Annotated in this window: 13 protein-coding genes; all 13 read left to right on the forward strand. The window is 65.3% G+C overall.

What is annotated here, in order from left to right:
- The 13 genes from ACNQFN_RS11430 (at position 1) to ACNQFN_RS11490 (ending at position 9,153) form a co-directional block, all read left to right on the forward strand.
- On the forward strand, positions 1 to 540 hold the full coding sequence (locus ACNQFN_RS11430; protein WP_418648872.1) for a hypothetical protein: 540 nt from the start codon (positions 1 to 3) through the stop codon (positions 538 to 540).
- 250 nt (positions 541 to 790) lie between these two features.
- A complete protein-coding gene (locus ACNQFN_RS11435) occupies positions 791 to 997 on the forward strand; it encodes a hypothetical protein (protein WP_418648873.1) in 207 nt (68 codons plus the stop codon).
- Complete coding sequence (locus tag ACNQFN_RS11440) at positions 990 to 1,457, forward strand: lysozyme (protein ID WP_418648874.1); 468 nt, start codon at positions 990 to 992, stop codon at positions 1,455 to 1,457. Before ACNQFN_RS11435 ends, ACNQFN_RS11440 begins: the two co-directional genes overlap by 8 nt.
- A complete protein-coding gene (locus ACNQFN_RS11445) occupies positions 1,454 to 1,969 on the forward strand; it encodes a hypothetical protein (protein WP_418648875.1) in 516 nt (171 codons plus the stop codon). Before ACNQFN_RS11440 ends, ACNQFN_RS11445 begins: the two co-directional genes overlap by 4 nt.
- Positions 1,966 to 2,271: a hypothetical protein gene (locus ACNQFN_RS11450; protein ID WP_418648876.1), complete on the forward strand. Its 306-nt coding sequence runs from the start codon at positions 1,966 to 1,968 to the stop codon at positions 2,269 to 2,271. Before ACNQFN_RS11445 ends, ACNQFN_RS11450 begins: the two co-directional genes overlap by 4 nt.
- Positions 2,268 to 2,690: a hypothetical protein gene (locus ACNQFN_RS11455; RefSeq protein WP_418648877.1), complete on the forward strand. Its 423-nt coding sequence runs from the start codon at positions 2,268 to 2,270 to the stop codon at positions 2,688 to 2,690. Before ACNQFN_RS11450 ends, ACNQFN_RS11455 begins: the two co-directional genes overlap by 4 nt.
- A complete protein-coding gene (locus ACNQFN_RS11460) occupies positions 2,687 to 2,986 on the forward strand; it encodes a hypothetical protein (protein ID WP_418648878.1) in 300 nt (99 codons plus the stop codon). The genes ACNQFN_RS11455 and ACNQFN_RS11460 overlap by 4 nt, the downstream gene beginning before the upstream one ends.
- 2 nt (positions 2,987 to 2,988) lie before the next feature.
- The gene (locus ACNQFN_RS11465) at positions 2,989 to 3,540 is read left to right on the forward strand and encodes a phage protein Gp27 family protein (RefSeq protein WP_418648879.1); all 552 of its coding nucleotides are present in this window, start codon (positions 2,989 to 2,991) and stop codon (positions 3,538 to 3,540) included.
- A gap of 110 nt (positions 3,541 to 3,650) precedes the next feature.
- On the forward strand, positions 3,651 to 3,992 hold the full coding sequence (locus ACNQFN_RS11470) for a Gp49 family protein (protein ID WP_418648880.1): 342 nt from the start codon (positions 3,651 to 3,653) through the stop codon (positions 3,990 to 3,992).
- 115 nt (positions 3,993 to 4,107) lie between these two features.
- Complete coding sequence (locus tag ACNQFN_RS11475; RefSeq protein ID WP_418648881.1) at positions 4,108 to 5,553, forward strand: terminase large subunit domain-containing protein; 1,446 nt, start codon at positions 4,108 to 4,110, stop codon at positions 5,551 to 5,553.
- Positions 5,550 to 7,034, forward strand: a complete 1,485-nt coding sequence (locus ACNQFN_RS11480) for a DUF935 domain-containing protein (protein WP_418648882.1) — start codon at positions 5,550 to 5,552, stop codon at positions 7,032 to 7,034. The genes ACNQFN_RS11475 and ACNQFN_RS11480 overlap by 4 nt, the downstream gene beginning before the upstream one ends.
- Positions 7,035 to 7,146: 112 nt before the next feature.
- Complete coding sequence (locus tag ACNQFN_RS11485; RefSeq protein ID WP_418648883.1) at positions 7,147 to 8,454, forward strand: PBECR2 nuclease fold domain-containing protein; 1,308 nt, start codon at positions 7,147 to 7,149, stop codon at positions 8,452 to 8,454.
- Positions 8,455 to 8,553: 99 nt separating this feature from the next.
- The gene (locus tag ACNQFN_RS11490; protein ID WP_418648884.1) at positions 8,554 to 9,153 is read left to right on the forward strand and encodes a phage virion morphogenesis protein; all 600 of its coding nucleotides are present in this window, start codon (positions 8,554 to 8,556) and stop codon (positions 9,151 to 9,153) included.
- Positions 9,154 to 9,201 lie beyond the last annotated feature (48 nt).

The raw sequence follows: 9,201 nt of genomic DNA on the forward strand, positions 1-9,201 counted from the left end.
ATGAGCGAAGACGGAAATGAAGACGATGTTCCGCCGCAGATGCCCAATCTGACGGCCTACTTCTTGAGGGAGCTGGTTGAGGTCAAGGCGAGCATGGCGGTGCTCGACGCCACTGTTCAGGCCCAAGCTCAAATCATCAATGCCTTGGCCGTGGCTGTGCCGGCCAGCAAAAGGCCGGACGTTCTCGCCCTGCTTCGGGCGCAGCAGCAGATGCTGTCGTCCGATGGTGAGAATACGGCTGCGGGTATGCTGGGCGTGACGATTGATTACATCGGCGCGATGCTGGGCGAGGGCGGTAAGCGCACACTCGGAGAGGTGACGGCGGCTGTGGGTCTGGGGAATGCTCTGGTCAGGAGCGTTCCCGAAGAGTACGCTCAAGCGATGCGCACATGGCTATCCATTGCGACCGAAGGCGAGATTGCTCAAGACGCCACGCGATTGCCGCCTGAACAGCTTGATGAACTTTTGCGTCTTCAAGCAGCTTCAGAGCCCGTAGTGCGCGGCGGTTCAAAAAAGAGGAAGCCGCGCGGCGGCGGTTGATGGGTTTGCGTTTCATGAGTTCAGGTCGGCGCCCTGGTCTGCGCTGTCCTCCTCCTGTTGGCACATCGAGCAGGCAGCGGCGTTTGCTGCCAATCGATGCGGTAAGCAGGCTGCTGTTGGAGAGAAAAATCAAGCCGTAAGGGCAGAAGAGCTCACGGCAAGGCCGTAGCAATCTTCCGCGCGCCCATGAGCGCAAACCAGCAAAACCCTTTGCGTGCGCCGCATCGCGCGCGCGCGGAAACTTCGCGGCATGCAAACCCATGCCGCCACCCCTCCCACTGCTGATCCCGCCGTTGCGCGCACCTGCGCCAACTGCGCCCGCGTGTCTCCCGCCAAGGGGCGCATGGGGGCGCTGGGCTGGGGCAGTTGCGCGGTCGATCCGGGCTGGCGCTATGTTTCGCTGAGTGGGCGCGGTGGCTGCCACCACGGCAATGCGTGGAAGTCGCGCCATGCGTAAGCCTGCCATGGGTCTTATTGCCAGCGCCGCCCTGGTCGCCAGCCTGGCCGGGTATGAAGGCTACCGAGCTGCCGCATACCGTGACGCGGTCGGCGTGCCGACCCTCGGTTTTGGCACTACGGCAGGCGTCACCCTGGCGGATCGCACCGACCCCGTGCGCGCCGTGCAGCGCCTTGCTGCGGATGCCCAGGCGCACGCCCGCGAAGCGGCGCGCTGCATTGGCGACGTGCCGCTGTACCAGCACGAGTTCGATGCCTTCGTCGACCTCGCCTACAACGTCGGCACGCCGGCCTTCTGTTCTTCCACCTTGGTCAAAAAGTTGCGCGCCACGCCGCCGGACTACCCCGGCGCCTGCGCCGAGCTGCTGCGCTGGGTCTACGCGGGCGGCAAGCGCCTGCGCGGGCTTGAGCTGCGCCGTGCAGAGCAGTACCGGCTGTGCATGGAGGGCTACCTGCAATGACGCCGCGCGACTGGATGGGTGATCTGCTCGGCTTGCTGGTGCTGCTCTCCGGCGTGGGGGCGTGCGGCTGGATCGGCTACCAGGTCGGCCGGAGTGACGTCGATGAACTGCGCGCGCAATACGCCCGCGAGCATGCCGCTGCTGCAGAACATGCCAGTCGGAAACTGCTGGCTGCCACCAAGCGCGGCGACCGCCTCACCTTGGAGCTGGCTGCCGCCCAGCTCGACGCCAATCGCTTGTCACAGGAAGTCCGCGATGAAATTCCCCGCGTCACAGATGACCGCGCTTGTCTGCGCGAGCCTGCTCTGCGCCTGCTCGACAGCGCCACGGGTCTATCAGTGCGCCTGCCCGCGCCCGCCCGCGTCGCTGATGCTGCCGATGCCGGCCGAGTTGCCACCGATGCCGACATCTCCAATTGGGCCGTCGATGCCGGCGCACAGTACGCCGAGTGCGCCCGACGCCTCGCCGCCTTGATTGACTGGCACCAGGCCACACACGAGGAGACGCAGTGATTCACATCGAGCATCTGACCAGTGTCGTGCGGGTATATCGCCCGGGCGATTCCTACGAGTTCGGCGACGAGCCGGTGGCGGTCGCAACGCTGTGCCGCACCGACGCCCACACGGTCGAAATCATGGCCGCGATGGGGAAGCTGACCCGTGCGGCAATGCGCGAAATTGCCCGCGCGCTGGCCGCGGGCGGTGTGCGCACGCTGGTGATCAAGCGCGCCGGGGCGCGACGCATGCCTTACGGCAAGCTGGTTAAAACCCATGGGCCGTTCAGCTATTACGAAGTCGCCGTGGAGGCCATGTGACCATCGAAATCAACTATCTCACCGTGCTGCTGGCGGCCGCCGTGCTCTCGGCCATCGGCAGTCTGCTGTGGGCTGCGGGCCGCAGTCTGCTCAACCAGTATGGCGCGCTGCTGCGCGACCAGCTCGCCGATCATCGCGCGGACATCGGCGCCCGGCAGGAGGCTGACCGGCGACGGCTCGATCAATTCGAATCTGCGATCGATGCCTACGCCGGCCGTGTCGCTCGACTGGAGCACGACATGCGCACCGCGCCCACGCACGACGACCTTAAGCGGTTGCATGCCCGCATCGACGGCGTCGTGAAGGAGCTGCACGACGTGGCGGGCGACCTGAAGGCGCTGAACCAGAAAGTGGAAGGCATCGGCAGGACGCTCGGATTGATCCATGAATTCATGCTCACAGGAGGCAGCAGCAAATGAGTTACCCCGAAGCCGTGCAGACTGAAATTCGCCGCGCCATGCTCGACGCGCTGGCCGATCTGCCCGATCTCACGCTCACCGAAGGCGGCCTGGCCGAAGCCGTCAACGAGCGCACCGCGTATCGCGTGGGCGGCGTTGCCGTGGCCGGATATACGAGCTGGCTGCACCAGGCCGGCCTGGTCACTCGGCTGGCCGTGGGCGCCACGGCGGTGATTGCCCTCACCCCGCGTGGGCTGGACGTGTCGCGCGGCCTGGACAGCGTGCCCGGCGTGGCCCGCCGCGTGCGGGAGGCTTGAACATGGCCCCGCGCCCGGCGATCGAAACCCTGCCGCCCGACCTGCGCCGCGCGCTCGATGAGCGCCTGGTGGCCAACAGCTTCGGCGACTATGCCGGGCTGAGCCGCTGGCTGACCGAGCAAGGCTACGCCATCAGCAAGTCCGCGCTGCACCGCTACGGTCAGGCGCTCGAGGGCGAGTACGACGAAGCGATGGCCGACGCCCGCGCACTGCTCGCGCTGACCCGCGCGGCGGGCGACCTGGGCGAGGCCGGCAGCGAAATTGCCTCGGGCGCCGCAACGATCTTGCAGACCGACCTGGTGCGCACCGCGCTCGAAATCCGCCGCGAGGCAGACCCGGCCAAGCGCACCGCGCTGCTTGCAAAGCTGACCCGCGCGCAGGCCGACATGGGACGCATGACGGTGTCGGTGGAACGGCACCGGGCGCAGATCGAGGAAGCAGCCCGCAAGCAACTGCTGGAAGAGCAGCGCGCCAAGCTCGATGCGATGGGCAACAAGGGCGGCGTGACGGCCGAGACCGCGCGGGAAATCCGCAAAGTGCTGGGGATCGAGTGATGGACGCCAAGCGGAAAAAGGCTCTGCGCCGACATATGGCGGAATGCCCGTTCTCAACCCGTTTCGGACGTGCGCTCTGGCGCGCGCTTTTTTGACAGAGGAGATTGCTCATGAATCATGAACAGACCGCGCCGCGCATCACCAAGGCCGATATCGAGGCGAACATCGCCAGCGAGTTCTATTTCAGCGTCGCGAATGGCGTGGAAGGTGCATCACAGCTTGGTACCAGCGTTGCATCTTGGACCGGCTGGGATCACGTCACGCTCTGCGCGATCATCTTGTGCAACGGCACCAAGATCATCGGCATCAACTATGGTCCTGTGAGCCGAGAGAACTTCGACCCCGAAGAGGGCCGGCGCCTCGCCCGTGAGAATGCCGTCCAACAGATCTGGCCCCTGATGGGCTACGCGATGCGGCAGCGTTTGTTCGAACAAAGCGGCGACGCGCAATGATCTTTGTCGACGTCCTGCGCATTGCATCCACCATGGTTGGCGCCATCGTCATCCTGATGTGGTTGGCCGGGGCGTTCGGCCTGGGCGACTTTGCACTGACGTTTCGGGTGCCCTGATGGCCGTCAAGCCCAAAGGCCGCGCCCGCATCATCCCGGCCAACCCGGATGCGATCTTCTTGCCGTTTCAGTCGACATGGGTGAAGGACGGCGCCAGGCTCAAGCTGATGGAGAAATCCCGCCAGATCGGTTTGTCCTGGAGCACGGCTTATGCCTGCGTCGAACGCACCGCGGCGCAGGGCGCCAGGCAAGACCAGTGGGTAAGCAGCCGCGACGATCTGCAGGCGCGCCTCTTTATCGAGGACTGCAAGATGTGGGCGGGCATCATGAACCTGGCTGCCCGCGACCTGGGCGAAGTTGTGATCGACCCGAAGGCACGCATCAGCGCCTATGTGCTGGAGTTTGCCAGTGGCCGGCGCATCCACAGCATGAGCAGCAACCCGGATGCCCAGGCCGGCAAGCGCGGCGGGCGGGTGCTCGATGAATTCGCCCTGCACCCCGATCCGCGCAAGCTGTGGAGCATCGCCTACCCCGGCATCACCTGGGGCGGCGGCATGGAGGTGATCTCCACGCATCGCGGCTCGAACAACTTCTTCAACGAGCTGATCCGCGAGGTGCGCGAGCGCGGCAACCCGAAGAACATCAGCCTGCACCGCATCACCTTGCAGGACGCGCTCGACCAGGGCTTTCTCTACAAGCTGCAGCAGATGCTGCCGGCCGACGACGAGCGCCAGGCAATGGACGAGGCCGCGTACTTCGACTTCGTCCGCTCCGGCTGCGCCGACGAGGAAAGCTTCCAACAGGAGTACATGTGCAACCCGGCAGACGACGATGTCGCCTTCCTGGAGTACGACCTGATCGCCGCGGTGGAGTACGCCGCCGGTACGGACTGGCAGCACTGCGGTGGCGGGCGGCTGTACACCGGCATCGACATTGGGCGGAAGCACGACCTGACCGTGGCCTGGCAGACGGAAGAGATCGGCGGTGTGCTGCTGACCCGGCGCGTCGAACGCCTGCAGAACATGAGGAAGAGCGATCAGGAAAAGATCATCTACCCGATGATCGAAGAGAGCGACCGCACCTGCATCGACGCCACCGGCTTGGGAATCGGTTGGGCAGACGACGCCCAGGACAAGTTCGGAGCGCACAAGGTGGAGGCTGTCACCTTTACCCCCAGGGTGAAGGAAGAGCTGGCCTACCCGGTGCGGGGGCGCATGGAGGATCGCAGCCTGCGCATTCCGTACGACCCGAAGACGCGTGCGGCGCTGCGATCGGTGACCAAGCAGACCACCGCGGCCGGGAACGTCCGCTTCACCGCGGAGCGTACTGCCGATGGCCACGCGGATGAATTCTGGGCGCTGGCGTTGGCCGTGCACGCGGCAGGCTCACCAGCAGCCCCGATCGAGTTCGACTCACTCTCGCGCGCCGAGATGACTGGCGGTTCCATGTACAACGACTACCTACCTGCCGCCACCGGCGATTACAGCGACTACCTGTGCTCATGACCACTTTGCTCGACGCCTCTGGCAATCCAATCGGTAAACCCCGCCCTGTAGTGGACGAGGCCGCGCACATCGAGCTGTCGATGCTGTCGATGTTCGGCGGTTTGATGCAACCCGATGACGACACGCTGGCAACCCGCGGTGGGAACAAGGGCGTGCGCATCTATCGAGAGCTGGAGCGCGATGCTCACGCCTGGGCGGTGCTGGACAAGCGCAAACGCGCGGTGATTGCCCGTACCTGGAAAGTAGTGCCGGCATCCGAGCGCCCGCGTGATGTGGAAATGGCAGAACGGGTGGAGGCGCAACTGCTGCGCTTTCCGTTCGACCAGGTGTGCCACGACCTGCTCGATGCCACGCTGATGGGTTACGCCGTGGGCGAAATCATGTGGCGGGTCCGTCCTGGCGAGGTGGATGTGGCAGAGGTGATCCCTCGCGCCCAGGAACGTTTCGTGTTCGACATGGAGCGGCGCTTGCGTCTGCTCACCCGTGACGAGCCGACATTCGGCCGCATCATGCCCGAGCGCAAGTTCATCGTGCATCGGCGTGGTGGCGCGGATGGCAACCCGTATGGTTTGGGTTTGGGTACGCGCTTGTTCTGGCCGGTGTTCTTCAAGCGGCAGGGCGTCACTTTCTGGCTGACCTTTCTGGACAAGTTCGGGGCTCCTGCGCCGGTAGGCAAGTACCCGTCCGGGGCCAGCGATGAGCAGAAGCGCACGCTGCTGCAGGCTCTCAAGGCTTTGCGGATGGAGTCGGCGACCATCATCCCCGAGGGCATGCTGATCGACCTGGTCGAGGCCAAGCGTGCCGGCAACACAGATGCTTTCGAGAAACTCGCCCGATATATGGACGAGCAGATGGCACTGATCGTACTCGGCGAGACCATGAGCACGACGTCGGCCGCATCCGGCTTGGGGAGCCGCCAAGCCGAGGTGCATAACGAGGTGCGCCTCGAGCTGGCGCGCGTCGATGCGGATCTGCTCACCGATACGTTGAGCCAGACGCTGGTGCGCTGGATCGTGGAGTTCAACGATCCGGGTGCCGGTGTTCCACGTGTTGAGCGTGATTTCTCCGAGCCGGAGGATCTCGGCGCCAAGGCGACACGCGACAAGCAGCTGGTCGAGATGGGGCTGGAACCGGAGGACGCCTATATCGCCGAGTTTTATCCGGGCTGGAAGCGTGGCGTCGGGGCGACGCTTGGTCGAGTGAGTGCTTTTGCAGCGCCGGCCGACGATTCGCAGGATGGTCAGCGCGCGGTGGATGCTGCGATCGACGCCATTCCGGCCGAGGTGTTGGCCTCGTTGACCGAGGGGGCCATGCGCCCGGTGGTGGATCGACTGCTCGCCACCGGCGACGTCGACGAGGCACACCAGGCGCTGCTCGAAGCCTGGCCGGAACTCGACACTGATGCGCTCGAGCAAATGCTGGCTCGTGCGCTTTTTGTGGTCGAAACCTGGGCGCGCATCGAGGCGCAGGAGGGTCTGTGAGAATCGCCGCGCTGTGCGCTTCGTGCGCCCTTGCCGTGCCGGATGCTTGCGCCGGGGCTGAATCGGCCGTCTGCGGCTTTTATAAAAGCCTTGCTGGCGCAAAGGTGCTTTGATGTCCGCCCCCGATTTGCGTGCAGCGTTCGCCATGCCTCCGGAAGCTGCGCTGGCTTACTTCCGCTCCAAGGGCTACGCCATCAGTTGGGACTGGCGCGATGTGTGGCAGGACGCCCAGGCGCGAGCACACACGGTTGCCGGGGTGATGAAGATCGATGCACTGCAGGCTATTCGCGGCCGCCTCGATGCCGCGCTGAAGGAAGGCCAGGCTTTTGCGCAGTGGCAAGACGCCCTGATCCCCGACCTGGAGAAGCTTGGACTGTGGGGGCGGCACAAGCTGCTCAATGAAGAAACCGGCGAGTTGAAGACGCTGACGCCGCATCGGATGCAGACCATTTTCCGCACCAATCTGCAAACGGCCTACATGGCCGCACGCTACCAGGCGCAGCGGGAAAACGTGGAGGATCGCCCGTACTGGGAGTATGTGGCGGTGATGGATGGCCGCACCCGGCCCAGCCATGCGGCCATGCATGGCCGTGTGTTCCGGCACGACGATCCGATTTGGCACACGCACTATGCGCCCAACGGGTTCAATTGCCGCTGCCGCATCCGGGCGCGCACCGAGGCGGAAGTGCGAGCGGCCGGGCTGGCAGTTTCCAGCAGCGAAGGCCGGCTCACCAGCGGCCCCGCCCAGGTCTGGCCGGACCGTGATCCGATCGAGGTGACGCGCTTCGAGCACGCGCCTGGTCAGCACTTCACGCCCGACCCCGGCTGGAACTACAACCCCGGCGAAACCTGGACGCGCCCCTTTGCGCCGCCGCCGCTCGATGATCTGCCGCGCACCTTCCCTGAAGGCGTGGCTTTGCCAGGCATGCCAGCTGCGGCCCGCGTGCAATCGGCCCGGCTGCTGCCGGAAGGTTTGCCCCCGGTGGACTATGCGCGCGCCTTCCTGCAGGAGTTCGGTGCGGACATCGGCCGGCCTGTGGTGTTCGATGATGTGGCGGGTGACATGCTGACGATCAGCGATGCGCTTTTCACGGATGGCCGCGGAAACATCAAGGCCGACAAGCGCGGCCGTGGGCCTTACATGCGGTTGCTGGCGGAGACGGTGCGCGAACCGGACGAGATCTGGATGCGCTGGGAGGAGAGCCGTGCGCAGCCAGGCACATGGCTGCTCAAGCGACGCTACCTGAAAGTGATCGAGCTGGTCTCGGAAGATGCCGCGCTGTATGGCATCGGCGCCTTCGAGTATGGCCGTGACGGCTGGAGCGGTTCGACCGTGTTCCCGGCCGATGCCGGCGATGGCCGCAAGCGCCGCGAATACCTGGAACATCAGCGCGCCGGCTTTTTGCGGTACCGAAAATAGAAAACCCGACGCGCCGCCACACGTCGGGAACCCTGGGGCTGGGAGTAGGAGGCGCTGGCGGACGCTGCCGCCCCAATGGGTGTATATGAAGGATAGACCATGACTGCCTTTCACGTCGAGATCACCGAAGACCAGGTCACTCGCCGCCTGGCCGAACTGCTGAAGGCCGGCGAAAACCTCACGCCGGCCATGCGGGCCATTTCCGGCTTGCTGAACGATCTCACCGAGGAAGCCTTCGCGCGCCAGGCGCAACCAGGTGGCCCCAAGTGGGCGCCATTGGCCCGCTCCACGATCGAGGGGCGCATCGGCCGCTGGGCCAAGGCTGCGGGTGGCACCCGCAAGGATGGGCGAATCAGCAAGGCCGTCGCCAACCGTGCCGCGGGAGCAAAGCTGTTGCAGGATACTGGCCGGCTTGCGGCCTCTGTGCATGGGTCGAGCGGTGCAGACTTCGCTCAGATCGGCGTGTCGGCGGTGTACGCCGCTATCCACCAGTTTGGCGGCAAGACCAGTCCGAGCACGATCCGCCCGAAACGGGCCAAGGCGCTGGCCATCGGCGATGCAGTGGTGAAGTCGGCAAAGCACCCCGGCAGCACCATTCCGGCACGCCCCTATCTGCCGCTCGCGGGGGACTCCGGTCAGCTGACCGCGCCCGCCCGCGAGGGAATTCTGGAGATCCTGTCACGGCACTTCGGGGCTTGATCGTGGCACACTTCCAGTGCAGCGCCCGCCCTTGTGCGGGCGTTGTGC

The sequence above is a fragment of the Thauera butanivorans genome, from assembly GCF_048398245.1.
Classification (GTDB): domain Bacteria; phylum Pseudomonadota; class Gammaproteobacteria; order Burkholderiales; family Rhodocyclaceae; genus Thauera; species Thauera butanivorans.

Bases quoted from the DNA above. Each gene is read 5' to 3' on its own strand.
- ACNQFN_RS11430 (WP_418648872.1), top strand. From the start codon at position 1: ATGAGCGAAGACGGAAATGAAGACGATGTTCCGCCGCAGATGCCCAAT.
- ACNQFN_RS11435 (WP_418648873.1), top strand. From the start codon at position 791: ATGCAAACCCATGCCGCCACCCCTCCCACTGCTGATCCCGCCGTTGCG.
- ACNQFN_RS11440 (WP_418648874.1), top strand. From the start codon at position 990: ATGCGTAAGCCTGCCATGGGTCTTATTGCCAGCGCCGCCCTGGTCGCC.
- ACNQFN_RS11445 (WP_418648875.1), top strand. From the start codon at position 1,454: ATGACGCCGCGCGACTGGATGGGTGATCTGCTCGGCTTGCTGGTGCTG.
- ACNQFN_RS11460 (WP_418648878.1), top strand. From the start codon at position 2,687: ATGAGTTACCCCGAAGCCGTGCAGACTGAAATTCGCCGCGCCATGCTC.
- ACNQFN_RS11465 (WP_418648879.1), top strand. From the start codon at position 2,989: ATGGCCCCGCGCCCGGCGATCGAAACCCTGCCGCCCGACCTGCGCCGC.
- ACNQFN_RS11470 (WP_418648880.1), top strand. From the start codon at position 3,651: ATGAATCATGAACAGACCGCGCCGCGCATCACCAAGGCCGATATCGAG.
- ACNQFN_RS11475 (WP_418648881.1), top strand. From the start codon at position 4,108: ATGGCCGTCAAGCCCAAAGGCCGCGCCCGCATCATCCCGGCCAACCCG.
- ACNQFN_RS11480 (WP_418648882.1), top strand. From the start codon at position 5,550: ATGACCACTTTGCTCGACGCCTCTGGCAATCCAATCGGTAAACCCCGC.
- ACNQFN_RS11485 (WP_418648883.1), top strand. From the start codon at position 7,147: ATGTCCGCCCCCGATTTGCGTGCAGCGTTCGCCATGCCTCCGGAAGCT.
- ACNQFN_RS11490 (WP_418648884.1), top strand. From the start codon at position 8,554: ATGACTGCCTTTCACGTCGAGATCACCGAAGACCAGGTCACTCGCCGC.